This window comes from Pectinatus cerevisiiphilus (assembly GCF_004341685.1).
Taxonomy (GTDB): Bacteria; Bacillota; Negativicutes; order Selenomonadales; family Selenomonadaceae; genus Pectinatus; species Pectinatus cerevisiiphilus.
Map to the genome: position 1 here is coordinate 95,175 of NZ_SMAA01000001.1, position 23,300 is coordinate 118,474.

24 protein-coding genes are annotated in these 23,300 nt (G+C 39.2%); 13 read left to right on the plus strand and 11 right to left on the minus strand.

Annotated features, from left to right (window positions below; genetic code table 11):
• Positions 1-6: 6 nt before the first annotated feature.
• Positions 7-762 (minus strand): DeoR/GlpR family DNA-binding transcription regulator, encoded by a 756-nt coding sequence (locus EDC37_RS00425; RefSeq protein WP_132546899.1) that lies wholly within the window; start codon positions 760-762, stop codon positions 7-9.
• Between the two features lie 373 nt (positions 763-1,135).
• Between EDC37_RS00425 and rhaB the strand changes: the two genes are divergently transcribed.
• The 7 genes from rhaB to EDC37_RS00460 all read left to right on the plus strand — a co-directional run bounded on the left by rhaB (position 1,136) and on the right by EDC37_RS00460 (position 8,944).
• A complete protein-coding gene (gene rhaB / locus EDC37_RS00430) occupies positions 1,136-2,560 on the plus strand; it encodes a rhamnulokinase (protein WP_132546900.1) in 1,425 nt (474 codons plus the stop codon).
• Positions 2,561-2,671: 111 nt separating this feature from the next.
• The gene (locus tag EDC37_RS00435) at positions 2,672-3,907 is read left to right on the plus strand and encodes an L-rhamnose isomerase (RefSeq protein WP_132546901.1); all 1,236 of its coding nucleotides are present in this window, start codon (positions 2,672-2,674) and stop codon (positions 3,905-3,907) included.
• Between the two features lie 145 nt (positions 3,908-4,052).
• Positions 4,053-4,871, plus strand: coding sequence for a rhamnulose-1-phosphate aldolase (gene rhaD / locus EDC37_RS00440; RefSeq protein WP_132546902.1), 819 nt, complete (start codon positions 4,053-4,055; stop codon positions 4,869-4,871).
• A gap of 176 nt (positions 4,872-5,047) precedes the next feature.
• A complete protein-coding gene (locus EDC37_RS00445; RefSeq protein WP_132546903.1) occupies positions 5,048-6,331 on the plus strand; it encodes an MFS transporter in 1,284 nt (427 codons plus the stop codon).
• Between the two features lie 52 nt (positions 6,332-6,383).
• Positions 6,384-6,701 carry an L-rhamnose mutarotase gene (locus EDC37_RS00450; protein WP_132546904.1) on the plus strand — a complete coding sequence of 106 codons (318 nt, stop codon included), beginning with the start codon at positions 6,384-6,386 and terminating at the stop codon, positions 6,699-6,701.
• Positions 6,702-6,866: 165 nt separating this feature from the next.
• The gene (locus tag EDC37_RS00455; protein ID WP_132546905.1) at positions 6,867-7,733 is read left to right on the plus strand and encodes an aldose 1-epimerase family protein; all 867 of its coding nucleotides are present in this window, start codon (positions 6,867-6,869) and stop codon (positions 7,731-7,733) included.
• 41 nt (positions 7,734-7,774) lie between these two features.
• The gene (locus EDC37_RS00460) at positions 7,775-8,944 is read left to right on the plus strand and encodes a pyridoxal phosphate-dependent aminotransferase (RefSeq protein ID WP_132546906.1); all 1,170 of its coding nucleotides are present in this window, start codon (positions 7,775-7,777) and stop codon (positions 8,942-8,944) included.
• A gap of 73 nt (positions 8,945-9,017) precedes the next feature.
• Here EDC37_RS00460 and EDC37_RS00465 read toward each other — a convergent pair whose 3' ends face one another.
• From EDC37_RS00465 to EDC37_RS12470, 7 genes are all read right to left on the minus strand, one after another.
• Positions 9,018-9,971 (minus strand): AEC family transporter, encoded by a 954-nt coding sequence (locus EDC37_RS00465; RefSeq protein WP_132546907.1) that lies wholly within the window; start codon positions 9,969-9,971, stop codon positions 9,018-9,020.
• A gap of 101 nt (positions 9,972-10,072) precedes the next feature.
• Positions 10,073-11,260, minus strand: a complete 1,188-nt coding sequence (locus EDC37_RS00470) for a D-alanyl-D-alanine carboxypeptidase family protein (RefSeq protein WP_132546908.1) — start codon at positions 11,258-11,260, stop codon at positions 10,073-10,075.
• A gap of 18 nt (positions 11,261-11,278) precedes the next feature.
• Positions 11,279-11,716, minus strand: a complete 438-nt coding sequence (locus tag EDC37_RS00475; protein ID WP_132546909.1) for a PaaI family thioesterase — start codon at positions 11,714-11,716, stop codon at positions 11,279-11,281.
• A 121-nt stretch (positions 11,717-11,837) separates the two neighbouring features.
• Complete coding sequence (locus EDC37_RS00480; protein ID WP_231040013.1) at positions 11,838-13,202, minus strand: NAD(P)-dependent oxidoreductase; 1,365 nt, start codon at positions 13,200-13,202, stop codon at positions 11,838-11,840.
• A 132-nt stretch (positions 13,203-13,334) separates the two neighbouring features.
• Entirely contained in the window at positions 13,335-14,783 is a 1,449-nt protein-coding gene (locus EDC37_RS00485) for a HAMP domain-containing sensor histidine kinase (RefSeq protein ID WP_132546911.1), read from the minus strand.
• Positions 14,784-14,900: 117 nt separating this feature from the next.
• Positions 14,901-15,269 (minus strand): winged helix-turn-helix domain-containing protein, encoded by a 369-nt coding sequence (locus EDC37_RS12465; RefSeq protein WP_243642145.1) that lies wholly within the window; start codon positions 15,267-15,269, stop codon positions 14,901-14,903.
• A complete protein-coding gene (locus EDC37_RS12470) occupies positions 15,269-15,592 on the minus strand; it encodes a response regulator (protein WP_243642147.1) in 324 nt (107 codons plus the stop codon). The genes EDC37_RS12465 and EDC37_RS12470 overlap by 1 nt, the downstream gene beginning before the upstream one ends.
• Before the next feature lie 466 nt (positions 15,593-16,058).
• Here EDC37_RS12470 and EDC37_RS00495 point away from each other — a divergent pair, with 466 nt between their 5' ends.
• The 3 genes from EDC37_RS00495 (at position 16,059) to EDC37_RS00505 (ending at position 17,734) form a co-directional block, all read left to right on the plus strand.
• Positions 16,059-16,331 (plus strand): hypothetical protein, encoded by a 273-nt coding sequence (locus tag EDC37_RS00495; protein ID WP_132546912.1) that lies wholly within the window; start codon positions 16,059-16,061, stop codon positions 16,329-16,331.
• 127 nt (positions 16,332-16,458) lie between these two features.
• Positions 16,459-16,791 (plus strand): thioredoxin family protein, encoded by a 333-nt coding sequence (locus tag EDC37_RS00500; protein WP_132546913.1) that lies wholly within the window; start codon positions 16,459-16,461, stop codon positions 16,789-16,791.
• 4 nt (positions 16,792-16,795) lie between these two features.
• Positions 16,796-17,734: an NAD(P)/FAD-dependent oxidoreductase gene (locus EDC37_RS00505; RefSeq protein ID WP_132547064.1), complete on the plus strand. Its 939-nt coding sequence runs from the start codon at positions 16,796-16,798 to the stop codon at positions 17,732-17,734.
• A 151-nt stretch (positions 17,735-17,885) separates the two neighbouring features.
• On the opposite strand, the gene bioB is transcribed toward EDC37_RS00505, so the two are convergent.
• From bioB to EDC37_RS12580, 3 genes are all read right to left on the minus strand, one after another.
• Positions 17,886-18,872 carry a biotin synthase BioB gene (gene bioB / locus EDC37_RS00510; RefSeq protein ID WP_132546914.1) on the minus strand — a complete coding sequence of 329 codons (987 nt, stop codon included), beginning with the start codon at positions 18,870-18,872 and terminating at the stop codon, positions 17,886-17,888.
• A gap of 161 nt (positions 18,873-19,033) precedes the next feature.
• Positions 19,034-19,720 (minus strand): MalY/PatB family protein, encoded by a 687-nt coding sequence (locus EDC37_RS12575; protein WP_279388527.1) that lies wholly within the window; start codon positions 19,718-19,720, stop codon positions 19,034-19,036.
• The gene (locus tag EDC37_RS12580) at positions 19,717-20,217 is read right to left on the minus strand and encodes an aminotransferase class I/II-fold pyridoxal phosphate-dependent enzyme (protein WP_279388528.1); all 501 of its coding nucleotides are present in this window, start codon (positions 20,215-20,217) and stop codon (positions 19,717-19,719) included. Before EDC37_RS12580 ends, EDC37_RS12575 begins: the two co-directional genes overlap by 4 nt.
• A gap of 444 nt (positions 20,218-20,661) precedes the next feature.
• Here EDC37_RS12580 and EDC37_RS00520 point away from each other — a divergent pair, with 444 nt between their 5' ends.
• Genes EDC37_RS00520 through EDC37_RS00530 form a run of 3 tightly spaced genes read left to right on the plus strand, consistent with a single transcriptional unit; the run spans position 20,662 to position 23,081 of the window.
• Positions 20,662-20,925, plus strand: coding sequence for an HPr family phosphocarrier protein (locus tag EDC37_RS00520; protein ID WP_132546915.1), 264 nt, complete (start codon positions 20,662-20,664; stop codon positions 20,923-20,925).
• Positions 20,926-20,957: 32 nt separating this feature from the next.
• The gene (gene ptsP, locus EDC37_RS00525; RefSeq protein ID WP_132546916.1) at positions 20,958-22,679 is read left to right on the plus strand and encodes a phosphoenolpyruvate--protein phosphotransferase; all 1,722 of its coding nucleotides are present in this window, start codon (positions 20,958-20,960) and stop codon (positions 22,677-22,679) included.
• Positions 22,680-22,703: 24 nt separating this feature from the next.
• Positions 22,704-23,081, plus strand: coding sequence for a hypothetical protein (locus tag EDC37_RS00530; protein WP_132546917.1), 378 nt, complete (start codon positions 22,704-22,706; stop codon positions 23,079-23,081).
• Positions 23,082-23,300 lie beyond the last annotated feature (219 nt).

Here is a 23,300-nt window from a genome sequence, read left to right on the forward strand (position 1 = left end):
TACTTATTAATAGACGAGCTTTACGTTTTGTTTTTTCAGAAACGATACCCATTTAGCAGAGGGAATTTTATCAGTTACTATGTAATTTATTTGTTTGAAATTAAGTGTTTTAGCAAAACCGTTATTATCAAACTTAGAATGGTCGGCAAGCAGGATAATCGTCCTGGCTTGTTCGGCCATTTTCTTTTTTATGATGCTTTCTGCTTCGTTGGATTCGGTGATACCTTGCTCTATAGATAATCCCTTGCAGCCGATGAGTGCTATATCAACACAATAATTGTCGAGCGTGTTGAGGGCATCGTTGCCCGTTAAGGAGTAAGAATGGTTGCGGAGGATACCGCCGCTGGCTATGACTTTGGCACTGTTGTGGATAAGGGTATGGACGATCTTGATAGAATTGGTTATCCATGTTAGGGATTTTTCGTTTTTTAATAATTGGACGACTTCAAGACATGTAGTGCTGGCATCAACCATTATAGAATCATCGGTATTGATAAGCGTACATGCTTTTTGGGCAAGCTGTTGTTTTGCCTCTAAATTTAGGGTTATTCTCTTTGAAAAAGAAATATCATCATATGTATGTTCTTTTAGAATTGCACCGCCATAGCTGCGACGTAAAAAATCCTGTTTTTCAAGTTTTTCAAGATCACGGCGTATTGTTTCTTCGGTGACGTTGTATAAAATAGCCAGTTCATTTACATATACTTTTCGTTCCTGTTGTATTTTATTGATTATTTTTTGTCTGCGTTCTATTCCAAGCATTTCAAATACCTCATTTTTGCATTTTATAAAGTGCTGTTCAACTAATTATTATACATCACCGCATTATTATGGACAATTGTATATTTTATACATCGTGAAAAGAAAAATTATGAGATTGCAAAATAATATAATAATATAATTCACTACAAAACAACATAAAAAAATATATTGTTGGTACAAACAGACACAAACAGATAAAAATAGTTGACAAAAAAATTTATGAATGCTAATATAACATTAACAAAGAAAAACAGACAATAAAGCAACGAATATATGATAGATATATCTGTTATTCAAAATTGTCTAAAAAGATTAAAATTTAATTTTCTGATAAAACAAAAGATACTAATTAAAGAGAAAGGGAGCGAAATGGGTGGAAAATTATTATCTGGCCATTGATATTGGTGCTTCAAGCGGTCGTCATATTCTGGGGTGGATGGAAAACGGTAAGATGCGGATAGAAGAAATTTATCGTTTTGAAAACCATCTTGAAGACAAAGATGGGGAGCTTTGTTGGGATATTGAAAGGCTGTTCGCAGAAGTAGTAAAAGGTATACGCAAATGTGGTGAACTTAACCGTATCCCTAAAAGTATCGGTATTGATACATGGGGTGTTGATTTTATCCTGTTAGACAAAGATAACAAAATGCTTGGTGATGCAGTAGGTTATCGTGATTCCCGCACAAAGGGAATGGATAAAAAAGTATATGAGATCATTAGCGAAAAAGATCTGTATAAGCGTAATGGTATACAGAAAATGCTGATTAATACAATTTATCACTTATATTCAGTCAAACTCAATAAACCTGAACTTTTGGAAAAAGCTGAACACTTTTTGATGATACCGGAATACTTAAATTACCGTCTTACCGGAATAATGAAGAATGAATATACAAATGCCACTACAACGCAGCTGGTGAATGCTGAAAGCTGTGATTGGGATTGGGAACTGATGGATATGCTGGGGCTGCCGCGTAGAATTTTCGGCAAATTACATATGCCGAAGGAATCAGTCGGTATGCTGAAACCAGACATTGCAAAAGAAGTTGGTTTTTCCAGCGAAGTCGTTTTGCCGGCCACACATGATACGGGATCGGCCGTCCTTTCTGTACCGACTAATGATGAAGAAGCCATTTATATAAGTTCCGGTACCTGGTCATTGATGGGTATAGAACGGCTTATACCGGATTGCACGGAAGTGAGCCGTATCCATAATTTTACCAATGAAGGCGGGTATCATTACCGTTACCGTTATTTGAAAAATATTATGGGATTATGGATGATGCAGTCCATAAGGAAAGAGTTTCCCCATAAATATACATTTGAAGAACTTTTTACGTTGGCTTATATAGGACGTTATTTTAAATCTATAGTTGATGTTACTGATATATGTTTTCTAGCACCGAAAAGCATGAAACAGGCTGTCCAGGAATATTGCCGTAAGACTGACCAGCCGGAACCGCAGACAGAATGTGAATTGTTGTTTTGTGTCTATAATAGTTTGGCAAAATGTTATGGCGATGTGGTTAATGAGATTGAAAAAGTCACAGAAAATAATTATGAAAATATATACGTTGTCGGCGGTGGCTGCCAGGACAGATTTTTGAATAGGCTTACAGCACTGTATACTAAGAAAAATATTTATGCGGGACCTGTGGAAGCTACGGCAATCGGCAACTTGACAGCACAGATGCTGAAAGCAGATGAATTTAGTGATTTGGCACATGCACGCAGAGTAATAGCAAAATCGTTTGCCGTAAAAAAGGTTAATGATGATGAGTTTTGTTTTGAGGACTGAAATAGCAGAGAGATGTTCTGTATTTATAACTTAGCTGGATAAGTTATAAGATATGCGCATGTCTGTACTATTTAAAATAAATATTTATTATTTTAAGGAGAGTATGCAAAAATGGCAAGTATTGATGAAGCAAAGGAAGTCTATGGTCAGATTGGTGTAGATGTAGACAAAGCAGTAGAAACTTTGAAAAATGTACGTATCTCCATGCATTGCTGGCAAGGCGATGATGTCTTAGGTTTTGACTCCAAAGAACTTACGGGAGGCATATCGGCAACAGGAAATTATCCGGGCAGGGCAACAAATCCTGATCAGTTGATGGCAGATATGAAGGAAGCACTGTCATTGATACCAGGCAAGCATAAAATAAACCTACATGCATCTTATGCCATTACTGATGAAAAAGTGGACCGTGATAAGCTCGAACCGAAACATTTTAAAGCATGGGTTGATTTCGCTAAGGAAAATGGTCTCGGCTTAGATTTTAACCCAACATTATTTTCACATCCTAAAGCTGCTGACAATCTTACCTTATCCAATCCCGATAAAGAAATCCGCGATTTTTGGATAGCACATTGCAAAGCCAGCCGTAAAATCGCCGCATATTTTGGTAAAGAACTTTCTATGACATCACTCAACAATATCTGGATACCAGATGGGTATAAGGATGTTCCGGCTGATCGGTTTGGACCGCGCAAACGTTTGAAGGAAGCTCTCGATGAAATTTTCACTGAAAATTATGATGGAAAATATTTAGCTGACAGTATTGAAGGCAAAGTGTTTGGTATTGGCGTGGAATCCTATACAGTTGGTTCACATGAATTTTATATGAATTATGCAGCTAAAAATAACAAGATCTGTTTATTGGATACAGGACACTTCCATCCGATGGAAATGGTTTCTGATAAAATACCGACAATGCTGTTGTTCAATAAAAACCTGGCATTGCATGTAAGCCGTCCAGTTCGCTGGGATAGTGACCATGTAATTTTGCTGGATGATGAATTAAAGGAAATTGCTAAAGAACTTGTCCGTTGTGATGCACTTAACAGAGTATTTATCGGTCTTGACTTCTTTGATGCTAGTATAAACCGTATTTCAGCATGGGTAGTAGGAATGCGCAATATGGAAAAAGCATTGCTCTTAGCATTGCTTACACCGCATAAAGCTTTGAAGAAAATGCAGGACGAAGGTAATTTCACTGAACTTATGGCTTCAATGGAAGAATTAAAGACCTATCCGTTTGGTGCGGTATGGGATTATTACTGTCAAGTACAGGGTGTACCACAGAAAAAAGAATGGTTTAAAGAAATAAAACGTTATGAACGTGAAGTATTAGTAAAGCGTTAAGCAATATTGGCAATACAGTCTATTATATGGCTGCTGCTTGCAGGCGGTAAAGTAGATAAATCGCTTTGTTGCGTTTTTGAAAAAGGTGTTTCTTGGATATTACTGCCGGTTGATTTTAAAATATTAGATTAAATGAGGGAATAAAATGGCTATTACGGATGCAAAATTTATGCAGGGATATATTAGATTGACCGACGATGCTTTTAAAAAAGGCTGGCATGAAAGGAACGGTGGTAATTTTAGCTATCGCATAAAAGAAGAAGAAGTAAAGGAAATAATGCCGGCTTTAAAACCGGCTGTGGATTGGCAGCCGATAGGTACTACTGTACCTAACATTGCCGGTGAATATTTCTTGGTTACAGGCAGTGGCAAATACATGAGAAACGTGATCTTATGCCCGGAAGATAATATAGCTATTATTAAGATAGATGATAAAGGTGAAAAATACAGTGTCCTTTGGGGATATGAACATGGTGGCAGACCAACAAGTGAATTGCCGACACATCTTATGAACCACGGGATAAAAAAAGCTGTTACCAACGGTGCAAACAGGGTTATTTATCATGCCCATCCAGTTAATGCAATAGCGCTTACTTTTGTATTGCCGCTTAATGCAAAGACATTTACGCATGAATTATGGGAAATGATGACAGAAGTTCCCGTAATTTTCCCGGAAGGCATAGGCGTTGTACCGTGGATGGTACCAGGCGGAAAAGCTATTGCTGACGTTACCGGGGAATTGATGAAAACCTATAACGCTGTAATTTGGGCACATCACGGTGTTTTTTGTGCAGGGAAAGATTTTGATGAAGCATTTGGTTTTATGGACACAATAGAAAAGGCATCGGAAATATCTGTAAAGGTTCATGCTATGGGCGGTAAAAAGCAGACTATAAGCAACCAAGATTTCCGTGATCTTGCTAAAGCATTTAATATAAATCTCACTGAAGAATTTCTGCGCTAATTGTGTTTTACAGGGAATTTTGCTTGGCTGGGCAGGAGTAGAAATGCCCGGCCAGGCAAGTCTATAGCTATTATATATAACTGAATAATTCTCTGTAAAATACATTTTACAATATTTTCTTGATTTTCATAATTTGCAGATGAGATTATATCTTAATAAAGAAATGAGGGGTCATAATGGATCGTACAGAACCATCGCCTTGGAAAAAAACGATACTTGCCGCGATGACGAGTTATATTGATGCAGGATCTATCGTCGCAGGTGCTGCCGGGCTCAGTTTGTGGCAGGCGTATCTCGGTATGGATGGATACCAAATGGGGGCTTTGGCAGCATTGTCTTCAAATGCCGGCTCAGCAGCAGTTGGAGCACTTATAGGTGGACGTATATGCGATAAATACGGTAGAAAATTCGTTTATACTTACGATTTGCTTGTTTATATTATAGGGATGCTTTTAATTGTTTTCGGTGTGAATTACCCGATGCTCTTGATCGGTTATATTATTGTAGGTCTTGGTGTAGGTGCTGATATTGTTGCCTCCTGGACTTTGATCGCTGAAGAGGCACCAGCGGAAAACAGGGCTAAGCATTGTGGTTCGGCCCAGTTTGCATGGGCCTTGGGACCAGCGGTCGTGCTTTTGATTTCAGCATGGATAAACCAGTTCGGTATAATTGGTAACCGTATTGTTTTTGCACATTTAATAATTGTTGCTGCCTGGGTATGGTATCAGCGTTTGAAAATGCCAGAATCAAAAGATTGGCGTGCTGCCAAGGAAGCGGAAGAAAAGCTTATTGCTGAAGGCAAAGTAGAAAAAATGTCTTATTCTACCATTTTATCAGGAATTAATTTAAAAACAGTTTTATTCCTTTGCGGTGTTTACTCCGTATGGAATCTTTGCGCAAGCACCTGGGGATTCTTTATGCCGTACATTTATGAACATGTAGGCAATTTGTCAAATAGTATGTCACAGCTTATGTCAGTAGGTTCTTTTGTCATTTCCTTTATTGGTACTTACTTCATATTTATGCGCTTGGGTGATAAAGTAAGCCGCCGTCTTTTATATCTGATAATAGGTGGTATTTATGTTATCGGCTGGGGTGTATGGGTACTGCCGCCGGAAATGCTCAGCATGTGGATGTTGGTGATGTTCACTGTTTTTGCTGGTATTAATAATGGTTCAGGACAACAGGCCTTTTATCAATTATGGTGTTCGGAACTTTTCCCGACGAAATATCGTGCTACGGCACAGGGGCTGACCTTTTTCATCACGCGTATCGCCGCGGCTGTTTGGGGATTCCTTGTTCCAATAATCATGAGTACTTTGGGTTTCCGCTATGCAGCAATGCTGATGGTTGCATTTGCTTTTATCAGCTGGCTGGTAGGCACGATTGGTGCACCTAATACAAGCGGTAAGACATTGAAACAAATTGAAATTGAACGCTATGGACATGAAGTTAAATAAAAATATGATAATAAATAGATATTGTTAATTTAATGATGAAGGGGGTATAAAATTGGAACGGTTCGCATGGAAGGCTGTTATTAAAGAAGGCAAACTTGCTGAATACCAAAATCGTCATGCACATATTTGGCCGGAAATGAAGAAAGTATTGAAGGATGCAGGCATTAAAAATTATACGATATGGAACACTGGCAATGAAGTATTTGGTTATTTTGAATGCGAAAAAGGTGTTGCCTATGCTGAAAAATATCAGGCCCAAAGTCCGATTGTTGATAAGTGGAATGAATACATGAAGGATGTAATGGTGATGGAAATGGACCCGTCCACAGGGGCACAGCCTAAAATGAAACAGGTATTTTTCCTGGCGTAAGTAAAGCTGGAATTTGGAATTTGCGATAAAAACTGCCTAACCGTTTGGTTAGGCAGTTTTTGTATGTTCGGCGAAGAAGACAATATGTTATAATAAAAAAGAATATTTTTATGAATAATATAAAAGTTTATTATCATAAGATGGTATTAAGGGGGGAATGCCGTAATGCTTTATACATTGAAGAACGCTTATGTTCAAATTAAAATAGAGAGTTTTGGTGCAGAATTGAAATCATTGCTTTCCCAACAGACTGGCAATGAATATATATGGAAATCGGATCCTGCCTATTGGAAAAGAAGTTCACCTATTTTATTTCCTTTTGTAGGCCGCTTGAAGGGACAGCATTATTTACATAAGGGAAAAACATACGAGATGGGACAGCATGGTTTTGCAAGGGATATGGAATGGTCAATACTGGCAAAGAAAGATGAAAGCATAGCTTTTTTATTGACAGATAATAAAGAAACATACAAAAAATATCCATTTCATTTTCAACTTATCCAAAAATATTCTTTATTCGGTCGCAAAGTGACAGTTCGGTGGACGGTCATAAACACAGATAAGAAAATGATGTATTTTTCTATTGGTGCCCATCCAGCATTTATGTGTCCAGTTCTTACAGAAGAAGGAATGTGCCGTATTCAGTTTGATACGAAAGGGTCCTTGTTTTACAAAAAACTCAATAATGAATCGCTTGTGCAGGAACGGGTATATGAGCTTCCGTTAAAAAAAGGCGTATGGGAATTTACAAAAGACGTTTTTGACCAAGATGCGTATGTATTTGAAAATTACCAAATAGGGCACGCTGCTTTTTTGGATAATAATAATAAACCATATTTGTCTGTATCCTTTAACGCACCGGTAACAGGTATTTGGTCACCACCACATAAGAATGCTCCTTTTGTTTGTATCGAACCTTGGTTTGGCCGATGTGATGCAGACAATTTTACGGGAGAGCTTAAGGACAGGCAATTTGGCAATAGCTTGGCTGGTGGGGCTGAATTTGCAGCGCAGTATGAAATTGAAATTTAAAATAACAGCAGGTATATTGCTAAGAAAGAGGAGATAATAATATGCCGTCTTTATCGAAAAGGACACAATATTTTACAGATTCAGTAATCCGACGAATGACCAGAGTATCATTGAAATACAATGCAATAAATCTTTCCCAGGGATTTCCTGATTTTCCGCCACCGCAGAAATTGCTTGACGCATTGGCTTCTGTAGCTTATAAAGGGCCGCATCAATATGCAGTCACCTGGGGAGCGCAAAATTTTCGGGAAGCCTTGGCGAAAAAACAGGAACATTTTATGGGGCGGAAAATTGACGCCGATAAAGAAATAGTCGTGACTTGCGGTAGTACGGAAGCAATGATGGCAGCAATGATTAGTGTTTCTGATCCGGGAGATAAGGTAGTGGTATTTTCTCCTTTTTACGAAAACTATGGTGCGGATGCCATTCTCAGTGGAGCCGAACCAATATATGTGCCGCTTCATGCGCCGGATTTTCATTTTTCGGCTGCTGAACTTGAGGCTGCTTTTCAGCAAAAACCAAAGGCTTTGATTTTGTGTAATCCCTCTAACCCGACCGGTAAAGTGTTCAGCTATGATGAATTGAAATTGATTGCTGATATGGCTGTTAAATATGATGTATTTGTAATTACGGACGAAGTATATGAACATATTGTATATAAACCGTATAAGCATGTTTATATATCTTCTTTACCGGGAATGTATGAACGGACGATTTCTTGCAGTTCCTTATCCAAGACATATTCTATAACAGGCTGGCGCCTCGGGTATATTATCGCTCCGCCCAATATTATTGACAGGGCTAAAAAAGTCCATGACTTTTTGACCGTTGGTGCAGCAGCACCTCTGCAACAGGCTGCTATGGCAGGTTTGGCTATGGATGATGCCTACTATACCGATTTGCTTGATATTTATACGCGTAAAAAAGAATTATTCCTGGATGGCTTGAAGAGCCTTGATATACGCTATACTAAGCCGCAGGGAGCCTATTATGTGATGGTGGATATAAGTGAATTTGGCTATAAAAGCGATCTGGAATTTTGTGAAGTATTGGCAAGGGATGTCGGCGTGGGAGCTGTACCAGGCTCATCTTTCTTTCATGAAGATGTAAATGATTTTATCCGGTTCCATTTTGCGAAAAGTGAAGATGTGTTAAATAAAGCATTGGAACGCTTGGCAACAATGAGACAGAAGATAAAAAGAAGAGCCTAAGGGAAAGTTTACATAAAGACGAAAAAACTGCTTTGGAAAATTAATTCCAAGGCAGTTTTTTATATCATATAAGCTACATATAGCTGAGTAATACCATATAGATAGGAATAGTTATTATGGAAAGGATTGTAGTGATGGATACGATCACTGTAGCATATTCAAGGTCTGTTTTGTAAAGGCTTGAAAGCACTACAGTTTGGATCATGGCCGGGAGGGAAGACATGACGATAAAGTCTTTAAACATGAGTTCAGGAATGGGGAAAAATGAACCAACAATATAGGTTACAATAGGTGCCGCGATAAACCGGCCAAGAAGGACACCATTTAAGTCACGGTCAAATTTGAGTTTTTTAAAGTCCATAGAATAAAGTGTCGCGCCAATAAAAATAAGGGCGATAGGAGTGGTCATATTGCCGAGGTATTTAGCTGTATCCATTAGGAAAGGCGGTAGTTTTATATCGGTTAATATGAAAAAGACGGATATAAGAAAACCGCAAATCGGTGCCGAAAAAATTTTTTTCAAAGTAGCGACGGTCATATAATCTTTCCATGAAGAAGACTTGTTGGCGTCAGATTGAATGGAAGCGTTACCTATTGTCCAGAAGAAAGTAGTATTGGCGAAGAAAAATAAGAGTGCATAGGGAAGTGCTTTTTCGCCAAACAGGGCAAGTGTGACAGGCACGCCGACAAAAATAGAGTTTGAATTGGTGAAGGAAGCACTAAAGGTGCCCCGATGTCCATGTTTGATATGTAAGATACGTACGAAAAGAAGACTGAGAAAGTAACAGATTATCATGGAAAGGAAAGGTATGGCTGCTCCTGTAATTAAATGTTCGAGCTGGTCTTTGCTGAAAGTGGTAGTAAGATTGTAAATAAAGAATAGGGGCAGAGAGATGTAATTTACGAGTTTTGGCAATAATGCCCGGTTGTTTTCGTCTATCCAGCCCTTATAAGACATGTACCATCCGGAAAGGCCCATAAGAAGAAGAGTGATAACACCTTCTATTGCATGAAGGAAAACGGACATTAAAAAGCCTCCTCTAAAAATTTACGAATATCAAATTATCCTGTTATGCAGGCCAGCTGATAAGGTTAAACACAACGGGTAATAGGCTGCCCTGTTAATAACTAAACTGTTGCGAACAAACTAGTAATACCATCATATACAGTATAGCATAGCGATGCCAGACTGAATCCTCTGGTACTTGATTTATCGGCAAGCATAGGAATTTCACCAACTTTTTGGTTGTTGTAAAGTATATCTATTGAACCGACCTGATCACCGCTTTTTACAGGTGCTTCAAGATAGCGGGGAAGGTTTATCTTCATTGAATAGGCACTGCCAGTTTCGCCATTTATGAGAGGATAGGATATATCAGTTTGCGGAGTGACATTTATTTTGCCGATTTTTCCGCCATGTACATGGATGGATTGGATGAAATCAGATTTTTTATGGCTTGGCTGCATCTGAATATTTTTGAAACCATAAGCCAGAAGTTCCTGGGCTTCTGTAAATCTGTCCGGGCCGTCTTCTGTGTGCATGACAACAGCGATGAGTGTAACACCGTTATACGTTGCCGAAGCGGCAAGACAACCGCCGGCATCATCAGTGTAGCCTGTTTTGATACCATTGGCATAAGGATAATTCCATAACAGGCGGTTAGTGTTTTCAAAGACATTCTTTTTGTTAGGGGTTATCCAATGTATTTCTTTTTCTTTGGCGGCTACTATTTTACGAAAATCATTATTTTTATAAGCATAGGCAGCTATTTTGGCCATATCACGTGCCGTTGAATAATGGTTTGGATCAGGCAGACCGTTAGGATTGTTGAAATGCGTATTCACAGCACCTATTTCCTGTGCTTTTTTGTTCATGAGTGCTACAAAGGCAGGAGTTGTACTGCTTATTGCATCAGCGATTGCCACAGCAGCATCGTTGCCGGAAACGAGCATCATTCCCTGGCGCAGTTCATCCATACGCATGACATCACCTTTTTCCAGATAGAGAGAAGAGCCGTCTACATCTGCGGCTTCGTCTGATATATGTACAATGTCGTTAGGTTTACTCATTTCTATCGATAAAATGGCTGTCATCATTTTTGTCATACTGGCAGGATACCCCTGTGCATCAGCATTTTTTTCAAAAATAACACGGCCGGTTGAAGCTTCAATCAGTATTGCGGATGTGGCAGTCAGTCCATATTGGGGTGCCGCATCGGCGGAAAATTGCTGTGGTCCAACATCTTGGGCTGATGCGGATGAGAAAATTGCAATAGAAAAAACGGCTGCAAAAATTAAGTATCGTAAAAATCGCACGAAAATACTCCTTCAAATTTATTTCTGCAATTGGCCTAGAACAAACATTGTAGCACGGCTTTTGCAGCATAAATGGCCTTCGCTGTCAAAAACAGAGCATTCGCCGACAACTGTTTGTCTGCCATCGTGGATAATTTGTGTTGTTGCTGTAATAATATTGCCTTCTGGTACGGATCTCAATAAATTTATATTGAAGTCAAGAGTTACTACGCGTTTGTTAAGACTCAGGCAAGCTGCCCCTATTGCGGCGTCAGACAATGACATCAATACACCGCCATGGGTTATATTATATACATTTGTATGGCAGTGTTTGATGTTGAGACTGATAGAGACGCTGCCTTTGTCAATTTTATTTATAATTATTCCTAATTCTTTTGTAAAAGGATTGTCATCATAGAATGATTTAATGGCTTCTTCCAGTGTACAATTATTCAGATGAAAGTCGAATTTTGACATTAAATTTATTATTTTCCCCCAATAATATTAAAATATTTTAATATTATACACCATTGCAAATCAAAGCTCAATAAAAATTGAACGCAACAATAGCAAAATATAACAAATTTTGCATATGGTATTAATCGGTCATTTTCAGACCGCATTTTTCCATGAGTTTTTTTGCTTCTACGTATTGGGCAATCCCTTTGGCAACCAGCTTGGCATCCTTCATGGCCTTTACTACGGTAGCGGGGCCGTTTACCACATCTCCACCGGAGAATACACCGCTGCGCATGCTCATACCGTAAGGTATATCGCGTGTTTTTACATAGCCGGCTTTATCTACTTCGATACCTTTGGTAGAACCTATGATACGGCTGGCAGGTCTTTGGCCGATGGCAATAATAACCTTATTGGCAGGGAGAATGGTAGTTTTGTCTGTTGGCATTAACTCTTTTGTTTCACCGGGATCATCAATTACGCGGCAGAGTACACCTGTGACGAAATATTCACCAATTAATTCGACAGGGCTGCGCAGGGATATAAATTTTACGCCTTCTTCGCGTGCCATTGCTACTTCAGAGGCAAGAGCCGCTATATGGCTTTCCCGATCTCGGTTGATGATTGTAACGGAGGCAGCTTCCCGCCGGACAGCCGTACGGGCAGCATCAATGGCAGTATTACCGGCACCGATGATGACAACATTATCACCGTTATGGATAGGTACTTCTATAGGATCAATGCTTCCTTGGTTGGCTAGTTCGACCATCTGTAAAAAATAGGTAGCCTGTACTACACCGGGCAATTTTGTGCCGGGCAGAGGAAGAGATTTTGCCAATGCGTTGCCGGTGCCGATAAAAATAGCATCAAAACCCTGTTCAAATAAATTGTCGAGGGTAAGGTTGGGACCGATCATTGTATTAAGCCTAAATTTTACACCAAGATTTTCTATCTTTTTTACTTCACGGCGTACGACCTGTTTGGGCAGACGAAATTCTGGGATGCCGTACATTAAAACACCACCAGCTTCCTGCTGGGCATCAAATACTGTTACAGAAAATCCCATTTTGGCTAAATCCCCGGCGACAGTGAGGCCGGCAGGGCCTGAACCGATAACAGCGATCTGTCCACTTTTCTTTTCTTTGATGACGGCTGGTGTCAGGACGAGTTCGCCGTCCATATCAGCGATAAAGCGTTCGATTTTGCCGACTTTAATGCCTTTGTTTTGTTTGTTTAATATACAAGAGCCTTCGCATTGTTTTTCATGTGGACAGACGCGCCCGCACACTGCGGGGAGATTGCTGCGTTTAGCTATGATAGTACTGGCGGTGCCTAGGTTGCCGTGCGCCATTGCTTCTATAAAATCAGGAATTTCATTTTCGATTGGGCAACCCATACGGCAATGTGGTTTTGCGCAATGCAGGCAGCGTTTTGCTTCTATTATTGCTTCGCGAAGAGTAAAACCTGCCGGATCATATTCAATGAATCTTTCTAAATTTTCCAAAATCATCTTCCTTTGCGAATTTTTTTACTAAAATTACTTAATATTATAACATTTTTCTATTATTGATAAAAATAAAGATAAACTAAGCATGTATAAATATAAGTTATTATACATGCTCGGTTTATTCGCTCATTATTCGCTTAGGATAGATAAATTTTGGAAAACAAAAGTGAATACAGATCCTTCATTGGGGACACTGTTGACTTTGATATCAATACCGTGACGCATGGCTATTTGTTTAGCGATAGCAAGCCCCAGGCCGGTGCCTTTCTTGTTGCGTTCATTGTCTACTTTGTGAAAGCGGTCGAAGATATGTGGTAATATATCAGGACTTATACCACAGCCGTTGTCTGTTATTTTAAGCAGGGCCAGCTGGTCGTCAAGGCACAGTTGCAGCTTTATTTCACCGCCTGGTTCAGAGAATTTTATGGCATTATCCAAAACGACCATGATCATTTGCCGTAGTCGACCGTAATCGCCAGTCATTTCTGCGGGCGGCAGGGTCAGCTCAGTTAGAATATGAATATGTTTTGCTGCGGCAAATGGACGCATTGCCCGTGCGGCATCACTTATGAGGTCATTTAGGATAAATTTGGACATTTCAATTTTGAAATCAGGATTTTGCAACTTGGATAATTCCAGCATATCATTGACAAGACGTTCCAGATAAATGGTTTCGTTCAGCATTTGCTGGTGGTATTCTTTTTGCATGGTTTCATCTTTTATGACACCGCTGGTAAGTGCTTCTAAAGAAGCGCGTAAAACAGCTACCGGTGTTCTTAGTTCATGGGAAACATTGGCGGTAAAAATGCGTCTGGCCTTGTCCAAACGACCGCTTTCTTTAGCAGCCTCATCTAATTTTACAGCCATTTGGTCAAAGGAAGAGGCCAGTTCACCTATTTCATCTGATTGATGGATATTGGTTTTAATATTGTATTTACCATCAGCAATGGCGAGCACCATTTTCTTCATTTTTCGCAACGGCTCGGTACAATAATACGAAACGAGAAGTGAGGCGGGCAGGGCAATCATCATAGCAAAAAGGGAACTTATGATTAAAAGCCTGATGGCATAGTGGATGGAATTGTTCATTTCATTGATAGGCGAATGCATTGAAACTGCACCTACATAGCTGCCGTCAGCACCCTTTATCGGTGCCGCTGCTGTGGTGGCAGGGGTACCGAGAACACCGCTAAAGCTGTCCGCTACCACAATATTTCCTTGGAGGGCCTCATTTATAACGTCGACGCCACCCGGTGGCAATTCATTGTATTGCACTGGCCGGTGATGGCGGTTATTGCTTATTAAAAATTGATGGTTATCATTTATTATCCATATATCGGACATATCCATTCTGTTCAATAGTTTTATATAGTAAACAAGTGCCTTATAATAAGGAATTGCAGTATCGGACATATTTCTGCCCATATGCATGCCCATATGTTTGTTATGGGGATTTGGCGATGTATTATTGTTATCATCATTGTCATCTGATTTGGAGGAGTCTTGCTGTGCATCAGAGGTATCATTTTGGATGAAGAGACTGATGGTATTGGCTATCGTGCCTACTTTTTCCCGCAAGTCAGTGCGGCGTAATTCGACCGTTTGTTTATTGAAAAAAAAGTAAAAAAGCCATTAATTATAAGCATGAAAATGAAAAGAACCGCGGTAAAAAATGCAAATAATTTATAAACAATCTTATTCTTCATTTTCGGCAGTTTCAAATTTATACCCCACTCCCCAAACAGTTTTAATCATTTTACCATAAATGCTTTTGGCATTCAGCTTGGCGCGCAGCCGTTTGATATGTGAATCAACTGTTCGGGTATCACCAAAGTAATCATATCCCCAAATACTGTCAAGTAGATTATCGCGGGAAAAAACTTTACCATAATTGGAAGCAAGGAGCCATAAAAGCTCTATTTCTTTTTTGGTAAGCGATATATCCTTATCATCAACGGTGACAGTATAGCTGTCTAAATCAATTTGCAAACTATCATATTTTAGCATATTTTTTTGTCCGGCAGTGGTGTCCATACGACGCAGCACAGCTCTGACCCTGGCCATTACCTCCGCAGGGGAAAAGGTTTTACTATATAATCATCGGCACCGATGTCAAGTCCCATTATACGTTCAAAATCTTCACCGCGTGCTGTTATCATTATCACAGGAACATTTGATGTTTTTCTTATGTCCCGGCATACAGCGAAACCGTCTTTTTTAGGCATCATGATGTCGAGTAGAATAATATCGAGTTTTTCTTTATTAAAGAGAGAAGAAGCAGCTTCTCCGTCGGCAGCAAAGAAGACATTAAAGCCCTCTTGTTTTGCATATTCGCCAAGAACGACAGCTATTTGTTTGTTGTCCTCTGCTATGAGCATGTTTTTCATAATAAATCCTTCCTTTATACGTGAAACGACTGTTTTCCCCACTGCCATATAAGGTATTGCACCAATAAAAGGATGGGAGCAAGGGTAAGAATATCGGACAGTCAGTGTATAATTTTTTCAAATCAAGTTTAGAAAACCATTATTGAAAATTAAAGTTACATTATATTTTACTGCAATAAATTCTCATTTGGTACTTTTATAAGCTTATTTATGCTATATTATAGTAAATAAATTTGTTTTTTTTATGTTATAGAATATTTATTTATGCGATTAATTTAGAGGCGTTGGAACCTATAAAAACAGCAATTGGGCGAATTTACATAAATACAGAAATTTTGCCACAGATTTGTCATACTTTATTGATAATATATAATTGTTGTTAAGAAAAAAATTAAGATTGTAAAGAATGATCTATAAAATATTGAAGTTAAAAATCAATTGAATTTTAGGAGGGAAAAATAATTTTATGAAAAGTAAAAAGATGATCGTAGCAGTATGTGCTGCACTGGCAATTGGCATGGCATCTATCACGGCTTTTGCGGCAACAGCCAGAGAAACTGGCAGAGCAGGTATTGTGGCCGAACTGACAGACCGGAGTGTAAACAGCGTTTTACAGGAAAGCTACCAACAGAATAAATCGTTTGCACAGATTGCTGATGAAGCTGGGAAATTAAGTGATTTTCAAAAAATAGAATCAGTCCAGAAAAATAATTTTTTAAAACCAGCGGATTTACGCTGAGAATTAACATATAAAAATTCACTGCTAAAAATTTTTCAGGAATAAAAACACCCACAATGCTTGACAATTAGATGGAAATAAAATATTATATAGTTACTAAGATATACATTGTGAGGAGGAGTTCATTATGGCTATAATACATGCAGATAAAGAACTTTTTGATAAAATGATAGCGGATAAAAAGACTTTTTTGGTAGATTTTTTTGCAACATGGTGCGGTCCCTGCAAAATGCTGGGACGTGTTATCGAAAACATCGATAATAAAGGTGAATTACCTGTAGATATCGTTAAAGTTGATATTGATCAGGAACCTGAATTGGCACAAAAATATGATGTTAGTGTCGTTCCTACACTTTACTTTATTGCCAATGGAGAAGCCAAGGGAAATATGAGCGGCTTCGTGGCGGAAAATGTGCTTATGCCAAAATTGAAAGATTTGGCAGCGCAAAATGTTGAGTGATGCTATGGAAAACAGTAATATTTATGATATCGTAGTAGTTGGCGGCGGCCCGGCAGGTATGACTGCCGCTATCTATGCCAGCAGGGCAGGTTTGCGGACTGCTGTTTTAGAGGCTGACGCTCCAGGCGGAAAGCTTGTAAAAACCTTTGCTATTGAAAATTGGCCAGGTGTCAAATCAATAAATGGTGCTGATCTGGCTTGGTCTATGTATGAACAGACTACAGCTTTGGGGCCAGAATATATTTTCGCTGAAGCCGCTGACATAGAAGACCATGGTGCAGTGAAGACTGTATTGTGTAAAGATGGCAGCAGCTATAATACTCGTGTGGTAATAATAGCATCGGGAACGGTTGAAAGACTTATGCATATACCGGGTGAGCAGGAAATGATAGGTAAAGGTATCAGTTTCTGCGCCGTATGTGATTCGGCGTTCTATAAAAATGAAGATGTTATCATTGTCGGCGGTGGTAATTCTGCTCTGGAAGAATCTGTTTATCTTACAAGGGTTGTAAAGAAAATTACCATTGTCATCAGACGTGATGTTTTTCGTGCTGATGAAGTTATCCAGAAAAAAGTTTTGGCTAATGATAAGATAGAAGTTATTAGGAATAAACTTCCACAGGAAGTATTGATAAAGGATAATAAAGTAGCAGGACTCAAGGTCAAAGATGCCAAAACCGGTGAGCTTACCGATATTTATGCAAAAGGAATTTTTCCTTATATTGGTAATGATCCAGTTACACAGTTTGCCAAAAAACTTGGTATTACTGATGAAAATGGTTATATTTTGGCCGATGAAAATATGCAGACAAAGGTCAAGGGAATATATGGAGCCGGCGATGTTTGTAAGAAATTTTTGCGGCAGATTGTGACTGCGGTTAGCGATGGTGCTATTGCAGCACAGTCCGCGGGAAAATATATAGAGTCATTGCAGGAATCCTAAATATGTACTTGGCAATAAGGGTATAAAGAATAATTGTTTTGCAACCAAAAGCCCCGGTGATTTTTCACCGGGGCTTTTAGCTGCAAAAATATATGTTAATTATTATGGAGAGGAATATCGTAAAATATTCAATGGAAGATAGGCCACGCTGTCAGCAAACTGGACAGTATTCTTTATTAGTAAGGCCAAGCCGTTCCAACATTTGCATATCTTCGTGGATCGTTGTACCAGAGGTAGTCAGCATATTACCCGTAATGGAAGCGGAGGCACCGCCGATTAAAGCTGTTTCACCATTGCCAGGCAAGAGTTTGCGGCCGGCTGCAAGACGGATATTCGCTTCAGGATTGATAAAGCGGAAAAATGCTATGGTTCGCAAAACATCCTTGGCATTGAGTTGTGGTAGATTTTCTAGTGGTGTCCCTTTGATAGGCATAAGAGCATTTACAGGTATGGATTGGATACCGAGCTCAGCAAGGCTTACAGCCATGTCAAGTCTGTCTTCCCAAGATTCGCCCATACCGATTATACCGCCTGAGCAGACACAGAGTCCTTCTGCTTGGGCTATTTTGATAGTGCGGATTTTGTCATCGTAAGTATGGGTGGTGCAAATATGTGGGAAGAAACGCCGCGATGTTTCGATATTGTGATGATAGCTGCTGACACCCGCCTGATGGAGCAGATGAAATTGTTCGGCTGTGAGGAAACCATGTGAAGCACATAGATCTATATGCAATTCTTTATGCATTTGTTTATAAGTGTCAAGGATATGGGCAAAAGCTTTACCAGTAACGGTTCTTCCTGAAGTTACTATGGAGAAGCGATTTACGCCAGCCTGCTCATTTGCACGGGCGTTATCTATGATGGTGTCTTTGTCTAAGAGATCGTATTCTTCTATACCAGTATGATGGCAGCCTGCCTGCGCACAGTATTTGCAATCTTCACTGCAACGGCCGCTGCGCCCGTTTATTATAGTACATAGATCAATATGATTACCGCAAAAATGCTTTTGCAGTATTTGGGCATCATTTTGCAGTTCTTCAAGCGGTGCAGTAAGGAATACGGAAAAATCTTGGCCACGTTTTAGACGATATCCCTTAATAATCTTTTCTGTGAGTTCGGCAAGCAGTAAATTTGACATATATTCCCTCTCCTAAAAACAAATGGCAGTATTACAAACGTGCTGTCAGGATAATTTTGCCCGATAATGGGTTTTAAAAAAGCTTGTATGCATACAATTATATTTTAGATTGAAATATATGTCAACTTAATTATTTATATAGTTAACGATGAACTGCTATTTTAAATATTTTTAGAGGCAAGTGCATTTTGCAGGCGATGCAGGGCATCCTCTAGAACAGTTGTCGGGCAAGCGAGGTTGATCCTTTCAAAGCCTTCGCCTTCCTTGCCGAAAATATAACCTTCATCAAAGAAGATAAGAGCTTTTCGGGTCATAAAGAATTCCAAATCTTTTTTGTTCATGCCAAGGCTGCGGCAATTCCACCATTGTAAATATGTTCCTTCCAAGTTAGTAATTTTTATTTGGGGTATATTTTTTTCTATGAAATCGGCACAGAGTTTTTTATTTTGGCTAAGCAGGTTGATAAATTCGTCTAACCATGCTTCACATTTATTGTATGCTAGTTCACACGCCTTGTAGCCAAGTGCATTTAATGCGCCATAGCCGGCTTTAAGGGCAGTCTTAGTAAATTTATGCCGAATATCATCATTCTTGATGATGATATTGGATACTTGTAGTCCGGCAAGATTGAAGGTTTTGCTTGGTGCAGTGCAGATTAGGCAGTTATCAGCAGCTTCTGTGCTAAGGGTGGCCAAAGTGGTATGTTTAAAACCGGGCAGGATGATGTCGGAGTGTATTTCGTCAGCGACAAGTAAGACGTCATTTTTTAAACATATGTCGACGACTTTGCGCAGTTCTTCTTTTGTCCAGACTCTGCCTACCGGATTATGGGGACTGCATAAAATCAAGAGATGGGTTTGTTTGTCACGCGCTTTTTTTCCAGATCATCAAAGTCAATATGGTAAGTACCGTCATTATAAATTAACGGGTTTTCTATTACCTGGCGGTCGTTTTGCAGGATGGCGCGGTAAAAAGGATAGTATACGGGTGGCATAACAATAACGCCATCCCCTTCTTGGGTGAAAGCACGGACTGCATTAAAAATAGCCGGAACAACTCCCGGTGAGGAGATAATCCACTGTGGGTCTATTTTAAAATCATGGCGCCGCAGCATCCAGCTGCATACTGCCCGCAGGTAGTTGTCTGTGGGGATGGTGTAGCCGAGGATGTTCTGGGAAAGATACTCCTGCAGGCCGGTGACTATTTCCGGTGCGGTGGGCAGTTCCATATCCGCCACGGATAGAGGGATGATTGTGTCAGGAACCTGCGGATAGTTCTTTTTCATGGCTGCCCATTTTGCTGAGCCAGAATTTTTTCTGTCAGGACTAGTCGAAAAATCGTACATATAAGATACCTTCTTTGCTTAAATAATTTAGAAAATAGATATACCGGATTAGAGCTGCCCTTTATTAATAGGAAATGATTTGTTTTAGAAGCTTGCCTGGATAGAAATTCATTTATAATAGTTTACTATTTTTGGACGGCTTTTTCTATATGCTTGGCGGGATATAATTGTAATACTATTTAATTGTGGTAACGATAAGAAAAAAAATTATTTAATTTCATTTACAAATATTAAATGTGTTTTGTATGTTAAAAAACCCGCAAAACCACATTAATCACAATTAAATAAAAGATTAAATTAAAATAAGCACAAATATCATGTTAAATAATTATATACTTTATGTAAATTTATGCTGGTAATTTTTCATTCTATTCGGTATAATTTAAGAAGTGCAGTCTAACTGCTATAAATTCAATTTTTTTTAGATAAAAGGGGATATGACTCATGGAAAAAACATTAACTATCGAAAACAAAACAGGCTTGCATGCACGTCCTGCATCAATGTTTGTACAAACAGCAAACAAGTTTAAAGCTAAAATTAAATTAACAGCTAAAGGAAAGACCGTAGATGCTAAAAGCATTCTTATGATTATGAGCCTTGGCTTGCAACAAGGTACAGATGTTACCATTAGCGCTGAAGGTGAAGATGCACAGGCATCTCTTGATGCATTGACAGAACTTGTAAAATCTAAGTTCGGCGAAGATTAATATTTATCACAAAGCCCCAAGGAGGTCTATTGATGTCAAGTAAATTACGCGGTAAAGGTGTTATTGCCGGTATTGCCATAGCTAAAGCTCTAATTCTGGAACAAGATTTGGAAAAGTACATTGCTTTATACACTCCGGGGAATGCCGAAGCAGAAATAGGCAAAGTAAAGAAGGCAATTGGAGAAGTTGCTGACATTCTTGCAGAAAATGTGAAAACTCTCACAGATAAAAATATGTCTGAACAGGCTGGTATCATGGAAGCTCATCGTGTCATGGTACAGGATCCGATGTTTGAAGATAATGCAGTAGCTAAAGCCGGCGAATTAAAATCTGCACCGAGAGCAGTTTTGGCAGCATCCGAAGAATCAGCGGCAATGTTTGAAAACATGGAGGACTCTTACTTCCGTGAACGTGCTGTGGATATTCGTGATGTAGGAAAACGTGTTGTACGTCAGATTTTGGGGCTTAAAGGACCAGATATAGGTGAAGAACCAGTCATCTTATGCGGACATGAAATAGAACCATCAGTTATTGCTAATATTCCTACAGAACAGATTGCCGGTGTTCTTTTAGGACAGGGCAGCACGACCTGCCATGCGGTAATTATCGCAAAGGCTCGCGCTATTCCGACTGTTGTTGGTCTTGGCGATAAATTAAAAGAAATAAAAAGCGGTGCATCACTGGTCATTAACGGAGAAACCGGCGAAGTATACGTAGCTCCTACAGAACAGCAATTAATTGCTTTTAATGAACAGATAAAAGAACAAAACAGGCTCAAGGCGCATTATGCAGAGCTTACATCATTACCAGCGGAAACTACCGATGGCCATAAAGTCATGCTTGTAGCTAATATCAGTACACATCTTGATGTAGAAGCTGCTGTCAGTGGTTTTGGTGCTGAAGGTGTTGGCCTTTTCCGTTCCGAATTTCTATTCATGGGCAGAAGTGAAGCACCTGATGAAGAAATGCAATTCCAAGCTTATAAAGAAGCTGTCGAAAAATGTAAGGGTCAGTTATGCGTAATTCGTACGATGGATATTGGCGGAGATAAACCACTGCCGTATTTAAATATACCGAAGGAAGATAATCCTTTCTTAGGTTGGCGTGCGCTGCGTATCTGTTTGGCGCGCCGCGATATATTTATGCCACAGGTGAAGGCTATCCTGCGTGCTGGCGTATATGGCAAGGCGGCTATGATGCTGCCAATGGTAATCAGACTGAGCGAAGTCGATAAAGTAAAACAAATTATTGAAGAAGCAAAAGTATTGCTGACACAGGAAAATAAACCGTACTCTAATAGTGTACAGCTTGGCATAATGGTCGAAACACCAGCAGCTGCTGTCATGTCACCAATATTTGCTAAGCATGTTGATTTCTTCAGTATTGGTACGAATGACCTCATTCAGTACACTCTTGCTGTAGACCGCGTCAACAGTAATGTCAGCTATCTGTATGATCCTTTTAATCCTGGTGTACTTGCCCTTATTAAACGGACAATTGATTCTGCTAATAAGAACAAGATCTGGGCTGGAATGTGCGGTGAAATGGCAAGTGATCCTTGTGCAGCCGTTTTATTGATGGCTATGGGAATTACGGAACTTTCCATGAGTGCACCGTCCATACCGCGCGTAAAAGAACTTATCAGAAAAGTAAGCATGGTTGAAGCAAAGAAAGCTTTAGATAAAGTAATGTCGATGGAACATGCAGCCGATATAAAAGAATATCTGCATGAAAAGTTTAATGATAAGAAATAGTTTGTGTAAAACTGAGTGTCGAATATGAGTGAAGTGTCTGGGAAACCAGTTTACGGCAAAGAACAAAATGTTAAGATGGCTCTCATGCAGATGATTAATGAGGGCCAGGACCCGTATGAAATAATTCTTTATATGGCTGATTATCTTGAAAAAGTATCAGGGGAAAAAGGCTATAAGGAAAATGTACGGGAATGTCTGCATGCCGTTTACGGGATAGGCCTTAATGAAGAAAAACCTTTGAATGCTGCACTCGTACAAGTCCAGCAGCGTTGTAAAAAGCTGGAGGAAGCGATGGGCAGTATAGAGGTGGAAGATATCAAGAAGCGTATTTTATTCGCCATTGAGCATCATAAAAAATTTGCTGCCTTTCTTGAAGAAAAAATTAAAAAAGGTAAAAAATGAATATTGATAAATAGATAATGTATTTATTTAATCGATAATATGTCTATATATTCCTTGATAGATGTATATTGTGGCAAGTATAATAAATTGTCTTAAAATGACGTAATATTACAAAAATCCGGGTTTAAAACCCGGATTTTTGTAATATATGGTATAGTTAATTTTATAATACAGAAAAATAACAAGATATTAAAAGAAATAGGCAGGTGTATTGCGAAT